The sequence below is a fragment of the Microbulbifer sp. Q7 genome, assembly GCF_001639145.1.
In the GTDB taxonomy this organism is placed as follows: Bacteria; Pseudomonadota; Gammaproteobacteria; order Pseudomonadales; family Cellvibrionaceae; genus Microbulbifer.
Window position 1 is genome coordinate 478,626 of the sequence record NZ_LROY01000001.1, and the last position, 15,390, is coordinate 494,015.

General features: G+C 59.6%; 10 protein-coding genes. 7 read left to right on the top strand and 3 right to left on the bottom strand.

Annotation, left to right across the window (positions count from 1 at the left end):
- Nucleotides 1-63 precede the first annotated feature (63 nt).
- The 3 genes from AU182_RS01855 to AU182_RS01865 form a co-directional block, all read right to left on the bottom strand.
- Complete coding sequence (locus tag AU182_RS01855) at nucleotides 64-1,713, bottom strand: sulfatase-like hydrolase/transferase (protein ID WP_227718081.1); 1,650 nt, start codon at nucleotides 1,711-1,713, stop codon at nucleotides 64-66.
- Nucleotides 1,714-1,858: 145 nt separating this feature from the next.
- Nucleotides 1,859-2,644 carry a hypothetical protein gene (locus AU182_RS01860; RefSeq protein WP_066959819.1) on the bottom strand — a complete coding sequence of 262 codons (786 nt, stop codon included), beginning with the start codon at nucleotides 2,642-2,644 and terminating at the stop codon, nucleotides 1,859-1,861.
- 151 nt (nucleotides 2,645-2,795) lie between these two features.
- Nucleotides 2,796-6,122: an amidohydrolase family protein gene (locus tag AU182_RS01865; RefSeq protein ID WP_066959822.1), complete on the bottom strand. Its 3,327-nt coding sequence runs from the start codon at nucleotides 6,120-6,122 to the stop codon at nucleotides 2,796-2,798.
- A 270-nt stretch (nucleotides 6,123-6,392) separates the two neighbouring features.
- On the opposite strand from AU182_RS01865, the gene AU182_RS01870 reads away from it, so the two are divergent.
- The 7 genes from AU182_RS01870 (at nucleotide 6,393) to glmS (ending at nucleotide 15,352) form a co-directional block, all read left to right on the top strand.
- The gene (locus AU182_RS01870) at nucleotides 6,393-7,190 is read left to right on the top strand and encodes a formate/nitrite transporter family protein (protein ID WP_066959825.1); all 798 of its coding nucleotides are present in this window, start codon (nucleotides 6,393-6,395) and stop codon (nucleotides 7,188-7,190) included.
- 120 nt (nucleotides 7,191-7,310) lie between these two features.
- Nucleotides 7,311-8,672 (top strand): bifunctional UDP-N-acetylglucosamine diphosphorylase/glucosamine-1-phosphate N-acetyltransferase GlmU, encoded by a 1,362-nt coding sequence (gene glmU / locus AU182_RS01875; protein WP_066959828.1) that lies wholly within the window; start codon nucleotides 7,311-7,313, stop codon nucleotides 8,670-8,672.
- Between the two features lie 426 nt (nucleotides 8,673-9,098).
- Nucleotides 9,099-10,205 carry a pyruvate dehydrogenase (acetyl-transferring) E1 component subunit alpha gene (gene pdhA / locus AU182_RS01880; protein ID WP_066959831.1) on the top strand — a complete coding sequence of 369 codons (1,107 nt, stop codon included), beginning with the start codon at nucleotides 9,099-9,101 and terminating at the stop codon, nucleotides 10,203-10,205.
- On the top strand, nucleotides 10,206-11,225 hold the full coding sequence (locus AU182_RS01885; protein WP_066959834.1) for an alpha-ketoacid dehydrogenase subunit beta: 1,020 nt from the start codon (nucleotides 10,206-10,208) through the stop codon (nucleotides 11,223-11,225).
- Nucleotides 11,222-12,436 (top strand): dihydrolipoamide acetyltransferase family protein, encoded by a 1,215-nt coding sequence (locus AU182_RS01890; protein ID WP_066959837.1) that lies wholly within the window; start codon nucleotides 11,222-11,224, stop codon nucleotides 12,434-12,436. Before AU182_RS01885 ends, AU182_RS01890 begins: the two co-directional genes overlap by 4 nt.
- A 65-nt stretch (nucleotides 12,437-12,501) precedes the next feature.
- Nucleotides 12,502-13,263 (top strand): DeoR/GlpR family DNA-binding transcription regulator, encoded by a 762-nt coding sequence (locus AU182_RS01895; protein ID WP_066959840.1) that lies wholly within the window; start codon nucleotides 12,502-12,504, stop codon nucleotides 13,261-13,263.
- Nucleotides 13,264-13,522: 259 nt separating this feature from the next.
- Complete coding sequence (gene glmS / locus AU182_RS01900; RefSeq protein ID WP_066959843.1) at nucleotides 13,523-15,352, top strand: glutamine--fructose-6-phosphate transaminase (isomerizing); 1,830 nt, start codon at nucleotides 13,523-13,525, stop codon at nucleotides 15,350-15,352.
- The last annotated feature ends 38 nt before the right edge of the window (nucleotides 15,353-15,390 follow it).

Below are 15,390 nucleotides of genomic sequence, written 5' to 3' on the forward strand. Positions count from 1 at the left end.
AACGCGCTTACGTTGTCTTCCAGTCGGTCCTCGGGCCCAAGTGCTTTCCCATGTCGCTAACTATTACATGGTGGGGGTTTTCATCATGAACAGGAATTGCTGAACAGCGCTCTTTGTCTCCGGCCGAAGATTGGTGATGCCTTCATACGGCATACCTGTGGCGGGTCCCTCGCTAGGGTACTTTTGCTTGCGCGCCATGTGTCTCTGCAGCATTCGCACAAACTTGGCGCCGCCCCACGCTCCGATCTCGGTTGACACTGGCTTCTCTTCGCGGGTGTCGCGGAACAGGTCATAGAAATCCGCGAGAATCGCATTCTCAATTTTTCCGCCGGGTATAGCCAGCTTGTACTGTTCCTTTATCACCGCCTCTAGCGCGTTAATGTTGTACAGGAAGACGTAATCGCGACGCCCATGCGTGTCACCGTTTAGCCAAAGTGCAGTCTGGTCGAGACCATCGATAATACGATCTCGTGGTATTTCGTCATGGGCGCCACCGATACGAGCGAGGGTGGTGAACAGGTCTGTAACATGCACGATATCGCCAGTAACCGAGTCCGCCTCGATCATGCCGGGCCAGCGGACAAACGCATCTACCCGCACACCGCCCTCGGTGGTGGCTCCCTTGCCCCCGCGAAAAATCATCGGCGAGTAGCCTGACTTCGGCGAATATTTTGTGAAGTGACCGTTGTCCCCCATGATGATTACGATGGTGTTGTCGACAATGCCCAGCGCTTCCACTTCTCTCATCATGTCGCCAATCCACTGGTCCACCAGTTTCATTTTTTCCACGTAGTTGCCGCCGTTTGGGGTGGTGTATTCATCGTAGGAAGCACGTGGACCTGTCAGTGGGTAAAGTGGCCAGTAGTTAAGGAAGAATGGCTTGTCCTCCTTCGCCAGCTTGCGCAGCTGCTCCATAGCTTGAGCCTGGTAGCGGTAGTTCATCTCCTCGTATTTTTTCTCGGTCCAGCGTTCGCCGGGTTTAATGCCGACTTCCTTTACCGGTTGGCCGCGGGTTCCCTCGACGCCCAGCGCCATTGCCGAGGCATCCGTGCGCAGCCAGCGGTCCATTGTATAGCGGTCGTCGTAATTGTTGTCGCCGATACCGACAGACACTTCCTCGTTAGCTGCATCGTCGTGAAAGATCGTCAGCTGACCTTGCTGGTGAATTGGGAAGGCAGCGTAATCAAAGCCCTGAAAATTCGGCCAGGCCTCCTTGATGTCCCCCATGTGCCATTTACCGATGTGGGTAGTGTTGTAACCATTCGCTGAGAGAATCTCTGCCAGTGTGACCTCCTTGCCCGCGAGACCAAAGCCAGAGATGTCCACTGCGGTGTTTCCCATTCCATTACGATGAGGCTGGCGTCCAGTCATCATCGCCACCCGGGTCGGGGTGCAGGAGGGCTCCGTGTACATGCGCACCATGCGCATACCCTCACGGGCCACTTTGTTGATCGAGGGTGTCTCGTAGCCACGGATCATGTTCAGGGTACGGCTACCCAGATCGCCGAATCCAATGTCGTCGATCAGGATGTAGATAATATTCGGCGGCTTGCCACCATTGCTGCGCTTGAACTCAGCCAGCCGTTGGTCCAGCACCTTGTCTTCCTCCGCCCAGCGTTCCCCGTTCTGTTGCTGCAGAACATAGAACTCGGCGTCATGGACGATGGGTTTGCCCGCGAGCGCGGTGGAGCTGAACAGTATCGCACCTAGCACGACGAGGCTCCTCGCTACTAGCCGGGATAGTGCTTCAGGTTGTCGAGTGGACATGAAAAGCTCCTGTTGGTTTGAGTTCTTCTTCACTTAAGGTGGTCCCGGTATCCGAATTTTTATTACCGGTAAAACTAGCTAGCTTTAGGAATTAGAAGTAGAAGTTTACGCCCAGCACCGGGCCCTGCTGGTCGCCGTCGAAGCCATATTGGCTCAGGCCGTCTTTACCGTTGGCGAAGTAAGTGCTCAGGTAGCGGTAGCCGGCAAAGGCCGAGCCCCAGTCGCGGAACTGATAGTCGAACAGGCCGATAGCATGGAATGCTCTGTTATCTGACCCTCCGTAGCCGAAGTCGCCGCGCACCCGAAAACGCCAGCACTTGTTGATGACACTGGTATAGCGAACACCCGCGAAAGGGTGTGTCCAGCTGTCGCCTAACTCGAGCCGGTCAAACAGGGAAGAGTCGCCGGGCAGAGAATTGCTAAACTTTACCGTCATATCCTGCTCGATATAGCGCAAGCCACCCAGCAGTTCCCAGGTGCCACTGTCCGAGCTTACGAGCGTCCAGCCAAGGCCGCCCTCGATCATTACGTCCCTGAAGTCGATGTCTGAGCGTACCTCCACCGGCCCTACTTCGGTTCGGTTACTTGGCTTCAGCTTGGCGTAGTTATACTCAGCGAAGAATGTAATGGTGCCATTGGTAGCCTCAGCGTGGATCGAGAAGGCTGCTTCGAGGTTCTCCAAAATATCGTCCTGAAAGTCCAGATCCAGTGGCGCTTCGATACCGCCTGCGCTCGATGTGCCCTCCACACTCTTGGCCCAAAGGTACAAAGGGGCGACACTAAACGCCCAGTCATCGGCAAAAGCGGGGACAGCTGCAAGAGAGATGGCGGAGCCCAACGCGGTTGCTGCCAAAGTCAGTTTGTTGTTATTGCCCATAGTGTCCCCCCTGCTCTTAAATCAATTTTGGAATTTGCCAATATTGTTATAGCAGTAGAAACCAACAGCATCGCTGGTCATGCGTTGTGAGCAGAAACAAAAAACCCGCGAACAATCGCGGGTCTTTTGTTTGTAGCTGGCTGACTTGGAATCAGTGCACCCAGTGGTGGCGCTCCTGCTTCTCTTGAATGGCTTCTGCCGTCGGTGTCGGCATGGCGCTGACCGGCAGGCGCTCATGGAAGAATGCCAGGCGCTCGTCGCCGTCCACCTCGTTCATGGTGGCCGCATCAAATACCTTGCCGTTGATCACGGTGTATTTGATGTTCTCGGACAGGCGCAGGTTTTCCAGCGGGTTGCCGTCCACCACGATGATGTCCGCCAGCTTGCCGGGCTCCAGGCTGCCCAGGTCTTTATCCATTCCCAGATAGCGCGCACCGTCGATGGTGCCGGCGCGGAAGGCTTCCCACGGGGTGAAGCCGCCCTGCCCCATCATCCACAGTTCCCAGTGTGCGCCGAGACCTTCGCGCTGGCCGTGGGCACCGATGTGCACGGTGACACCCTTGTCACGCAGGGTTTTTGCATGCTCAGCCACATTGAAGTGGTTGTAGTGGTGATCCGGCGCACGCTCGCGACGAATGGAACGCGGGTTGACGATAAAGTCCGGAGTAAAGCGAGTCAGGCGCTCGTTCTTCCACACCTCGGTGTGATCGTACCAGTAGTACTCACCGGTAAGACCGCCGTAGGCGACCACGAAGGTCGGTGTGTAACCTACCTGGGTCTGGCCCCACAGTTGCTCCACATCGGAGTAGATATTGGCGATGGGCAGGGAGTGCTCGACGCCGGTATGACCGTCCACAATCATGTTCATGTTGTGCTGGTACTTACCGCCACCTTCCGGCATCACCATGATGCCGTGCTTGCGCGCCGCCTCCAGCACCTGCTGACGCTGTTCGCGGCGGGGCTGGTTGTAGCTTTTCACGGAAATCGCGCCCATTTCCTTCAGGCGGCCCACATGGAACTCGGCATCTTCCAGGCTGTTGATCTTGGCTTTGTAGCCGGGGCCCTTGGCGCCGTAAAGAATGGTGCCGGTGGAATAGATGCGCGGACCGTTGATCACACCCGCCTTTTGCATCTCTGACGCAGAGAAGATCTCACTGCTGTCGTTGGACGGGTCGTGAATGGTGGTCACACCGAATGCCAGGCTGGAATACAGGTTCCAGTTTTGCTGCGGGATGATCTCCTCGCGGCCCTGGGCGCCGTGGGCGTGGGCATCGATCAGGCCGGGCAGCACCGTTTTGCCGGTGACATCGATACGCTGTGTGCCCACAGGAATTTCCACTTCACTGCTGGTGCCCACCGCGACGATACGGTTGCCGCGGAACAGCACGATGCCGTTTTCGATGATTTCCTGTGCCTGGTCGGCATCGCGCATGGTCACCACAGTACCGCCGGTGAGCGCCACCAGCTTGTCGGAGTTGGCGAACTTCTGCTTGAAGCTGAGATCGATGCCCTCGCTCACTGGTTCCGGCAGTTGCTCCGGGGCACCGGCGACAAAATCAAACGCGTCCTTGAGTTCGCGCTCGTACAGTTTGGGGCCGTGGGCCCAACCCAGGGTCGCGCTGTCGGCGGACCAGTGCAGGTTTTCACCGGCGCGCTTGGAGACCTGGGTCACCTTGACCGCGGTCGCCTTGGGGCCAATGGACTCGGATTTGCCAGTGTGCATGAACGGGGCGGCAAATGCCTTGAAGTCCTGGGTAAAGGCGACCCAGCGGCTATCGGGCGACAGGCGGAAGGAAGTGATTTCCGCACCGTGCAGATGCTCCCGCTCGTCCTTGCCGTTGGCGTCCACACTCTTGAACACTCGCTTGCCGCCGTTACCGTAGACAAACTCGGAGAAGTAGATGCGGTCGCTGTCGGCACCGAAGTGCGGCTCGTAACCGGACTTGGCAATACGGCGCTGCCAGTCACCGTCGGCATCTGCCAGGTAAATACCCGGCTCCAGAGAGTACTCCGGGCTCAACAGGTAACCGCCGGTAAAGCGACGGAAGGTCACCAGTTCGCCATCTGGGGAGAAGCTCGGCTCCACGTACAGGCCGGGCTCCTTGGTGATGTTCTTGCCGCGGCCGTTGCGGGCGGAAACCACGCGCACCTGGCCGAGTTTTTCGTCGTTCCAGGTGACGTAAGTGATGCTTTTGCCGTCGCGGGACCAGCTCGGATAGAACTCGAAATGCTCATCCTGACGGGTCAATCGGCGGCGTTCACCACTTTTCACGTCCTGAACGTAGATTTTACCCAGCGCCTGGAAGGCGATCTGCTTGCCGTCCGGGGACTTCTGTGCCCAGCGGATCATCTTCACATCGAACTGCTCCGGTGCCACATCCACCGGGAAGCGCACCGCGTCGGCGACTTTCTTCTCGGTCTTGATGTGCGCCACGATTTCCCGCGGGCCGTTATCGATGCTGCTGCCATCGGCGGCGATGCGCAGGAACTTACCCTTGCTCCACACGATCAGGGATTTGCCATCGGGCATCCAGTCGTAGTGCACGTAGTTGCCGTGGGAACCAAAGGTTTCCTGCAGGTCGCGCTCCAGCTCGGAGTAAATCGGTGTTTCGAGACCAGTGGACAGGTCTTTGACGAACAGGGACGTGTTGAAGTCCTGGCGGCGAACAAACGCCAGCTTCTTACCGTCCGGTGAGGGCATGGGCGCAATGGAGCCGCCGGGGCCAGAGACGAAGGTCTCGTCCTTGCCATCGTTCAGGTCGTAGCGGTTGATGGCAAAAATCTGCTGGGTGGAGTTCTTGTTGTACTCCCACACGGTGCCTGGGGTGGTGTCGATGGTGTAATAGATGTAGCGGCCATCCGGCGAGAACACTGCATCGGAGATGTTCTTCTGTGCGATATCGCCGCCCAGGCGCGCCTTGATCTGGCGGCCCTCGCCACCCCCGTGGTGGTACATCCAGATTTCACCGGCGGGAATACTGCGGCCACTCATAAAGCCTTTACGCGCCACCAGGTACTGGCCATCGGGGCTGAAGCTGGGAGCATGCACCAGGTTCTCTCGCTCGGTGGTCAGCTGGCGCAGGTTGTCGCCGTTGCGATCCATGATCCAGATGTTGTCGGCGCCGTCGCGGTCGCTCACAAACACGATGGACTTGCCGTCCGGGCTGAAGCGCGGCTGGATATTCCACGCAATCTCATTGGTGATGGCCTTCGCCTCACCACCGCTGACCGGCATTTCATAGATGTCACCCAGCATATCGAAGACGATGGTTTTACCGTCTGGGCTGATATCCAGGTTGCTCCAGGTGGTTTCGCGGGTATCCAGCGGGATGGACTTGAACTCGTAGGGCGGCTTGTTCACGTCCCACTTGTCCGCCTCTTGTTTGCCCGCTTCTGCGGCGGCGGCCAGCGGCAGGGTCAGGGCTAGGCCGGCGCCGCCGATCAGGCGTGCCAGCTTGCTGACTTTGGAATGGATCATTCAGGGCTCCTGGGTTACTGGAGTGGTCTTGGAAGTCGCGGCCGCCCCGGTAAGGCACCGCTATTTGAAAAATGACTATCGTGACAAATTACTGGATTCCCGGCAAAACTCAACGCATCTACGCCGAACGGGGGAAAACTCGGGATATCCCGAGGTGACCGGATTTTTGCCTGTGAAAAGGTGCCCCAGCTTGCGCCCTTCCGCCAAACAGCGTGACTAGACTGGGGTAAGGGGTGCCGCGGGGCGCATCCCATCCAGGACAGACCAGCAATGACTCACCACAAGGATCAGGACAGGCCCAAGAGTGATCGCCAGATTCTTTCGGAGCAGATGGACGAAAGCCTGCGGGAATACAATCGCAACAACCGTTCGCTGCTGCTCTCGTCGATGGCGGCGGGCATGGAGATTGGCTTCAGCGTGTTCCTGATCGCGGCGTTTTACAGTCATTTCCATGCCAGTATCTCTCACCAACTGATGTACCTGCTGGCTGCACTGAGCTATCCCGTCGGCTTTATGCTGGTGATCATCGGCCGTTCGGACCTGTTTACCGAGCACACGACGCTGGCGATCCTGCCGGTGCTGGATGGTCGAAAATCCTTTCCACAGTTATTGCGGGTATGGGGCTTTATCTACTCGGGCAACATGCTGGGGGCCATTGTATTCAGTGCCCTGTTTGTCCAGTTTGTGGATATGACCGACCGATTCGATGCGTCAGTGTTTACTTACTACGGTGAGAAAATGCTCGCTGACGGCGTTGGTGGACAATTTCTAGGTGCCATTTTCGCCGGCTGGCTGATGGGGCAATTGGCGTGGATGGTGACCTCATCTGCGGAAACCATCAGCCGTATCACCGTGGTCGCGATCATCACCTTTGTCATCGGTCTTGGTGGCCTGCCGCACTGTATTGCGGGCGCGGTGGGCATGTTCTGCGCCTGGTTTGCCAAAAACACCACCGTCGGGCTATTGGATGTACTCCAGTTCCTCGCCATTGCCACCACGGGCAATATCATCGGCGGCTCGATATTCGTCGGGCGGGTAAAATACAGCTCCATCCGCCATAGCCATTGAGGGAATTGGGGGCGGGTCGGGACATCATTCCGGGTTGCGGTTACCGTCTCAACTCGTGACAATCCGCTCCGATCAAAAACTAATAGCACCTAAACCAATAGCACCTCATCAGGGAACCCCATGACCATCGATGTAGTTATCCTCGCCGCCGGTAAAGGCACCCGCATGCGCTCCGACCTGCCCAAAGTCCTGCACCCTATCGGTGGGGTACCCATGCTGGGGCGAGTCATTGAGGCGGCGAAAGGTCTTGGCGAAGTGGGTATCACTGTGGTGATCGGCCACGGCGCGGAGCTGGTGCGCGAGCGCTTTGCCGATAGCGGCGTACAGTTTGTGGAGCAGACCGAGCAGCTGGGCACTGGCCACGCGGTGGCACAGGCGATTCCGAACTTCCGCGAAGGCGCCACGGTGCTGGTGCTCTACGGCGATGTACCGCTGGTGAAAACCGCCACCCTGCAGAACCTGCTGAACGCATCTGAAACCGGCCCGGCCCTGTTGTCGGTGGTGATGGAGGATCCGGCGGGTTACGGTCGCATAGTGCGTGACGAGGAGGGACAGGTACAGGCTATCGTCGAGCAGAAAGACGCCGACGCTGAGACCCTCAAAATCACCGAAATCAACACCGGCATTCTCGCCGCGCCCGCTAACTTGCTGGCCCAGTGGCTGCCGGAACTCTCCAGCGACAACGCCCAGGGTGAGTACTACCTGACCGATGTGATCGCGCGTTCAGTGCGTGAAAACATCGCCGTTACCGGCGTGATCGCCGACGATCCCAACGAAGTGGCTGGGGTAAACAGCCGTGCGCAACAGGCGGAACTGGAGCGGGCGCTGCAGGCGGACAACGCCAGTGCGCTGATGGCGGCCGGCGTCACTCTGCTGGACCCGGCGCGCATTGATGTCCGCGGCTCCCTTAATTGTGGTTCCGACGTCTCCATCGACATCAACTGCATCTTCGAAGGTGACGTCACCCTCGGCGATAACGTGAAAATCGGCCCCAACTGCCTGCTGAAAAACTGCCAGCTGGCTGCAGGCACGGTGGTGGAAGCCAACTCGATTATCGAAGACGCTGTGGTGGGCGAAGCCTGTGCCATCGGTCCTTTTGCGCGCCTGCGTCCGGGCACCGAACTGGCCAATGGCGCCAAGGTGGGCAACTTCGTCGAAACCAAAAAGACCAAAATCGGCCTCGGCAGCAAGGTGAATCACCTGTCCTATATTGGCGATGCCGAAGTGGGCGAAGGCGTCAATATTGGCGCGGGTACTATCACCTGCAATTACGATGGCGTGAACAAATCCAAAACCGTGATCGGCGATGGGGCCTTTATTGGTTCCAACTCTGCGCTGGTGGCTCCGGTAGAAATTGGCGCCGGCGCCACCATTGGCGCGGGCTCCACCATTACTCGCGAAGTAAGTGCTGACGAACTGGCGGTGGCTCGTGGTAAGCAGCGCAATATCAGTGGCTGGCAGCGGCCTCGCAAAAAGTCTTGAGTCCTGTGGTCCTGGGTACTTTGAATTTGGTTGGGTGGCGGTGGAGCACCGGGTAAAGGTTTTCAGGACCGCTGTGAACCCATCCCTGGGCGCTGCGGCGCAAACATCCTGTTTGCGACGCTCCTGAAAACCTTTACCCGGCACTCCACCTTCAGTCGAACCTAAACCACTTCGTAAAAACTTTCCTGATCCGCTAACAAAGTCCCAATCTTTAAAGCGAAGGTAAAGCGCCGGGTGTGGGGTTTCGGAAGCGTCAGCGACAGGGACGTCGCTGACGCAGCGTACAGGGATGTATTTACAGCGGTTCCGAAACCCCACACCCGGTGATTTACCGCCACGGAACCAAGATAAAACGAACCCCACAACCCAAAGACCCCCAAAACCCCCAACTACACTAAAAGCATCGGAATCCAAGGAACCCAGCCGATGCACAAACCCCGCCTGCAGCTTCAGGCTTCCTTCGATATCGCCTACCTCCAGTATCTGGACAAACAGGGTCAGGCCACCCAGCCCCTGCCCGACTTCGCCACCCCAGACTGGCTCAGCCACTGCCATCGTCAGATGCAACTGGCCCGGCTGGTGGACGATCGCGCGGTCAAACTGCAGCGCACCGGCCGCCTCGGCACCTACCCCTCCACCCTCGGCCAGGAAGCCATCGGCGTCGCCGCCGGCAATGCGCTGATGGCCGAAGACGTCTACTGCCCCTACTACCGCGAAACCGGCGCCCTGTTGGAGCGCGGTGTCGAGATTGAAGAAATCCTCGCTATCTGGGGCGGCGACGAGCGCGGGCAGAATTTTCAGCACGCGCCGAACGATCTGCCTATCTGCGTGCCTATCGCCACCCAGATGCTGCACGGCGCCGGCGTTGCCTTTGCATTGAAATATCGCCACCAGCAGAACAACCAGCCCCTGCAGGTGGCGGTCGCCAGTTCCGGTGAGGGGGCCACCTCCAAAGGGGATTTCTACGAAGCGATGAACCTGGCCGGGGTGTGGAAGCTGCCGATGGTGTTTGTGGTGAACAACAATCAATGGGCCATTTCCGTACCCAGAAACGCCCAGACTGCCACTCAGACCATCGCCCAGAAAGCGATCGCCGCGGGCATTCCTGCATTGCAGGTGGATGGCAACGATGTGGTGGCCGTGGCCTGGGCGGTACGCGATGCGATGGAGCGGGCGCGGCGGGGTGAGGGCGCGGCGCTGGTCGAGGCGATGAGTTACCGCCTGTGCGACCACACCACCGCCGACGATGCGAGTCGCTATCGCAGCGCATCCGAGCTGGAGCAGGCCTGGCAGTGGGAGCCGATAAAGCGGCTGGATAACTATCTGCGTGCACAGGGCCTGTGGAGTGACGCGAAGCAGCAGGACCTGGACCGGGAGCTGGCGCAGGTGATGGCGGCGGCGCTGAACAACTGGGAGTCCCGCGCTCCGGAGCCGGTCACCGCGATGTTCGACCATCTCTATGCGCGGCTGCCGGAGGGGCTCTATGAACAGTACGACCAGTTGCGCGACGAACAGCAGGGAGTGGCGGAATAGATGGCGGCGCAGGATAACGGCATCACGCTGGTCGAAGCCGTCACCCAGGCACTGGCGTTTGAACTGAAGAACGATCCCCAAGTGGTGGTGTTCGGTCAGGATATTGGTGCGAACGGCGGCGTATTCCGGGCAACCGACGGTTTGCAGAAAATTTACGGTGCCGACCGGGTGCTGGACACGCCACTGGCGGAAACCATGATCGCCGGTATCGCCGTGGGCATGGCCACCCAGGGCTTGAGGCCGGTGGCGGAGTTCCAGTTTATGGGCTTCATCTACCCCGGCCTCGACCATATCCTCAGTCACGCCGCGCGCATGCGCAACCGCACCCGCGGTCGACTCAGTTGCCCCATTGTTTACCGCGCGCCGTACGGCGGTGGCATCCACGCGCCGGAACACCACAGTGAGAGCACCGAGGCGATGTTTGCGCATATCCCCGGTCTGCGGGTAGTAGTGCCCTCGTCCCCGGCCCGCGCCTACGGCCTGTTGCTGGCGGCGATCCGCGACCCGGATCCGGTACTGTTTCTGGAACCCAAGCGTATCTATCGCGCCGCCAAACAACCGGTGCCGGATGATGGCGAAGCCCTGCCACTCGACCGCGCCTTTGTGTTGCGCGAGGGCAGCGATCTGACCCTGGTTGCCTGGGGTGCCAGCGTCAAGGAAACCCTCGCCGCCGCCGAGCAGTTGTCCCGTGAAGGTATCGAGGCCGATGTCATCGACCCCGCTACCCTCAAACCGCTGGATATCCACACCATCATCGACTCCCTGGAGAAAACCCGCCGCTGTGTGATCGTGCACGAAGCCGCGCGCTTTGGTGGCCTCGGCGCGGAGATCGCCGCGCAGATCCAGGAATATGCGTTTGATCTACTGGATGCGCCAGTGCAGCGGGTGACCGGCTACGACGCGGTGATGCCCTACTACCAGCTGGAAAATGCCTACCTGCCCGGGGTTGAGCGAATCCTCGCCGGGGCGCGCGCGGCGCTGGATTATGTGCGGCAAAGCGGGCAGGAGGGCGGCCAATGAAAGTCTTCAAACTGCCGGACCTGGGTGAGGGATTGCCGGACGCGGTCATCCGCCAGTGGCACGTGCAGGAGGGTGACAGCGTCAAAGCCGACCAGACGCTGGTTACCGTGGAGACCGCCAAGGCACTGGTGGAAGTGCCCGCGCCCTTTGCCGGCACCGTGCAAACCCTGTTCGCCGCCGAGGGTGAGACCCTGGAAACCGGGCAGCCGCTGATCGGGTTCACGGATGCGCAAGCCGATGAAGCGGTGAATGAAGACGCGGATGAGGGACCGAAGCCTGCGCATAAGGCGCTCTCTACAGACGCCGCCGGCGACAGTGGCACCGTGGTCGGCAAGATCGAACAGGGCAGTGAGGCTCTCGCCGTGGAGCAGCGGCCCGTAAGCAGCCGCCCCCGCAGCGCCACTCCCGCCATCCGCGCACTCGCCCGCCGTCTCGGTGTCGACCTCGACAGCCTGCACCCGTCCGGTGCCCGCTTCAGCGAAGCCGAAGTCCGCGCCGCCGCCCGCGGCGAGAACCTGCCGAGATGGAGCGAAAAATCGAAAATAGGCGACGAAAATCGAGAAAAAAAACACGAATCGTCGATAACTGGCCCAGTAGCAAGCGATATGGCCCCCGCGCGCCGGGCCATGACCATCGCCATGAACCGGGCCCGCGATCAGGTCTGCCCCATGACCCTGTGCGACGAGGTGGATATCTCGGGCTGGCCCAAAGGCACCAGCGCTACCCTGCGTCTGTTGCGAGCCATTGCCCGCGCCGCGATCGAAGAACCGAACCTTAACGCCCATTTCGACAACGAAGTGCTGGAACCGAAAACCCCGGTGAACGTGGGTTTGGCAGTGGACACCGCCAAGGGCCTGTTCGTGCCGGTGCTGCGCGACGTGGGCGCCCAGACCGAGACCGCGCTGCTGGACAGCATTACCCGCTTTAAACAACAGGCCAGCGAAGGTGCCATCCCCCAGAAAGATCTCCAGGGCGCCACCATTCACCTGTCCAACTTCGGCAGTCTCGCCGGCCGCTTCGCCACCCCGGTGGTTGTCCCGCCACTGGTGTGCATCGTCGGTGCCGGCCGGGCCCACAAGGCCGTATTGCCGCACAAGGGCAAGGCCCGGGTGCGCAAACTGCTCCCCCTGTCCATCACCGCCGATCACCGCGCCGTCACCGGTGGCGAACTGGCGCGATTCCTCAAAGCCCTTAAAGAGGACCTCGCCTGATTCATGGGTGTGATCTCGCGTTTCGTTTTGCTATGCTTAACTTTCGAATCGAAACTTAACTCACTATGTCGAAACGTAACACCCAGCAGCGCCGTCACCAGATACTCAGCCAGATCAACGAAGCCGGTGAAGCCAGCGTCGAAGAACTGGCGCGGCAGTTCGAAACCTCCGAAGTTACGATCCGAAAGGATCTGGCGGCAATGGAAAACAACGGCCTGCTGCTGCGCCGCCACGGTGGCGCCATCCCCCTGCCCCGGGAACTGGTCGCCGAAGACCCCCTGTCCCAGACCAAGCGCGCCATCGGCCGCGCCGCCGCCGAACTCATTCGCGACCACAACCGCATCGTCATCGACTACGGCCGCACCACCACCGGCCTCATCCCCGAGCTCAACCGCAAGCGCGGCCTCGTGGTCATGACCAACTCCCTGCACGTCGCCAACCAGCTGCGGGAACTGGAAAACGAACCCACCCTGCTCATGACCGGAGGCACTTGGGACCCCCACTTCGAAGCCTTCCAGGGCCAGGTCGCCGAACAGGTGTTACGCGGCTACGACTTCGACCAGGCGTTTATCGGCGCTGATGGCATCGACCTCGAGCGCGGCACATGCACCTTCAATGAACAGATCGGTTTGTCCCGCGTGATGGCCGACGTGGCCCGCGAAGTGGTGGTAATGGCGGAATCCAGCAAGGTTGGGCGACGAATTCCGAATCTGGAACTGAGCTGGGAAATGTTCGGCACGCTGGTGACCGATAGCGGTATCGACGACAAGGTTTGTGCGCAACTGGAAAGCCGTGGGCTTCGCGTCATCTGCGCAGAAGTGAATTAAAGCTAAAACGGATTGCAACAAACACTCTGAAATTTGACGAGAAGGTGGCGATACCGGGTAAACCTTTGTGAGACCGTCTGCGGCCAGGACGGCCGCAGCCGAGCCCCCAGGGCAGATTTTTGCTCCTGCAAAATCTGCATTTCCGCCATCCATGGCGGTCAGATGGTGGTTTACGGCGTGTCTCACAAAGGTTTATCCGGTAGCGTCACCGCCACCGGACAAAAAGATCCGGAGGCACTAACAAACGAGGTTAAAGAAAATGTGTGGAATCGTAGGCGCCCTGGCCCAACGCAATGTCACTGGAATCCTGCTGGAAGGCCTGCGCCGACTGGAATACCGCGGTTATGACTCCGCCGGTGTGTGTCTCGTCAATGGCGATGGCAAACTGCAACTGCGCAAAACCCAGGGTAAAGTCGCCGATCTGGAATCCGTTCTCGACGACAGCCCCACCGCCGGCCAACTGGGCATCGCCCATACCCGCTGGGCCACCCACGGCGTACCCTCGGACAAAAACTCCCACCCGCACGCCTCCGGCAACTTCGCCCTGGTACACAACGGCATCATCGAAAACTACCAGGAACTGCGCGACGACCTGATCGCCAAGGGCTACGAATTCCAGTCCGAAACCGACACCGAAGTCGTCGTCCACCTGATCCACGACCTCGCCAAAGACAACCGCGACCTACTGCAGGCCGTCTCCGCCGCCACCCAAAAACTGCACGGTGCCTACGCCCTCGGCGTCGTCTGCTCCACCGAACCCGAGCGCCTGGTGTGCGCCCGCCTTGGCAGCCCGCTGGTGATCGGCGTCGGCATCGAAGAAAACTTCATCGCCTCAGACCCCATGGCCCTGCAACAGGTTACCGACCGCTTTATCTTCCTCGAGGAAGGCGACCTCGCCGAAGTCACCCGCGACAGTATTGCTGTATGGGATAAAACCGGCGAAGAAGTGAGCCGGCCGGTACACAAACTGCAGGGCGGCCACGACGCCGCCGACAAAGGCCGCTACCGCCACTACATGCAGAAAGAAATTTTCGAGCAGCCCAAAGTGGTCGAAGCCACCATGGCTGGCCGCATCGGAGAACACTCTGTGCTGTCCCAGGCACTGGGTACCGCTGCCAACGAAATCCTGCCGAAGGTAAAACAGGTGCAGATCGTCGCCTGCGGTACCAGCTATCACGCCGGCCTGGTCGCGCGCTACTGGATTGAAGACTGGGCCGGTGTCCCCTGCTCCGTCGAAGTCGCCAGCGAAATTCGCTACCGCAAAACCGCCGTGCGTCCGGGCACTTTATTTGTCACCATCTCCCAGTCCGGTGAAACCGCCGACACCCTGGCGGCACTGCGTCAGGCCAAGGAGCTCGGTTACCTCGCCTCCATGACCATCTGCAACGTGCCCAACAGCTCCCTGGTACGCGAATCCGAACTGCACCTGATGACCGAAGCCGGCCCGGAAATCGGCGTTGCCTCCACCAAAGCCTTCACCACCCAGCTGGTCGCCCTGCAGATCTTCTCCATCGCCCTGGCCAAGGCCAACGGCATGAGCGGCGAGCGCGAGGCGGAGCTCATCACCGCCCTGCACCAGCTGCCTACACTGATGGAAAAATTCACTGGCCTCGACACCCTGGTAAAAACCACCAGTGAGGCCTTCGCCGAAAAACATCACGCGCTGTTTTTGGGCCGCGGTGTTGAATACCCGATTGCGCTGGAAGGTGCGCTGAAGCTGAAGGAAATATCCTACATCCACGCCGAAGCCTATCCCGCAGGTGAGCTTAAACACGGCCCGCTGGCACTGGTAGACGCGGATATGCCGGTGATCGTCGTTGCGCCGAACGATGAATTGCTGGAAAAGCTGAAGTCGAACCTGCAGGAGGTGCGCGCGCGCGGCGGCGAACTTTTCGTGTTCGCCAGCCCGGAAGCGGGATTCAAGAGTGAGTCCGGGTTAACGGTGGTTGAAGTGCCGGATGCACCGGAGAGTCTGCAGCCGATTCTCTACACTGTACCTTTGCAATTGCTGAGTTATCACGTGGCCTTGTTGAAAGGTACCGACGTGGATCAGCCGCGGAATCTGGCCAAATCAGTGACCGTTGAATAAGTCGTTATGTGTAACGGCGTCTTTTCCAGTTAGGAGGA

Excerpts from the sequence above, each read along its gene's own strand:
- AU182_RS01860 (WP_066959819.1), bottom strand. The coding sequence starts at position 2,644 with ATGGGCAATAACAACAAACTGACTTTGGCAGCAACCGCGTTGGGCTCC.
- AU182_RS01865 (WP_066959822.1), bottom strand. The coding sequence starts at position 6,122 with ATGATCCATTCCAAAGTCAGCAAGCTGGCACGCCTGATCGGCGGCGCC.
- AU182_RS01870 (WP_066959825.1), top strand. The coding sequence starts at position 6,393 with ATGACTCACCACAAGGATCAGGACAGGCCCAAGAGTGATCGCCAGATT.
- glmU (WP_066959828.1), top strand. The coding sequence starts at position 7,311 with ATGACCATCGATGTAGTTATCCTCGCCGCCGGTAAAGGCACCCGCATG.
- pdhA (WP_066959831.1), top strand. The coding sequence starts at position 9,099 with ATGCACAAACCCCGCCTGCAGCTTCAGGCTTCCTTCGATATCGCCTAC.
- AU182_RS01885 (WP_066959834.1), top strand. The coding sequence starts at position 10,206 with ATGGCGGCGCAGGATAACGGCATCACGCTGGTCGAAGCCGTCACCCAG.
- AU182_RS01890 (WP_066959837.1), top strand. The coding sequence starts at position 11,222 with ATGAAAGTCTTCAAACTGCCGGACCTGGGTGAGGGATTGCCGGACGCG.
- AU182_RS01895 (WP_066959840.1), top strand. The coding sequence starts at position 12,502 with ATGTCGAAACGTAACACCCAGCAGCGCCGTCACCAGATACTCAGCCAG.
- glmS (WP_066959843.1), top strand. The coding sequence starts at position 13,523 with ATGTGTGGAATCGTAGGCGCCCTGGCCCAACGCAATGTCACTGGAATC.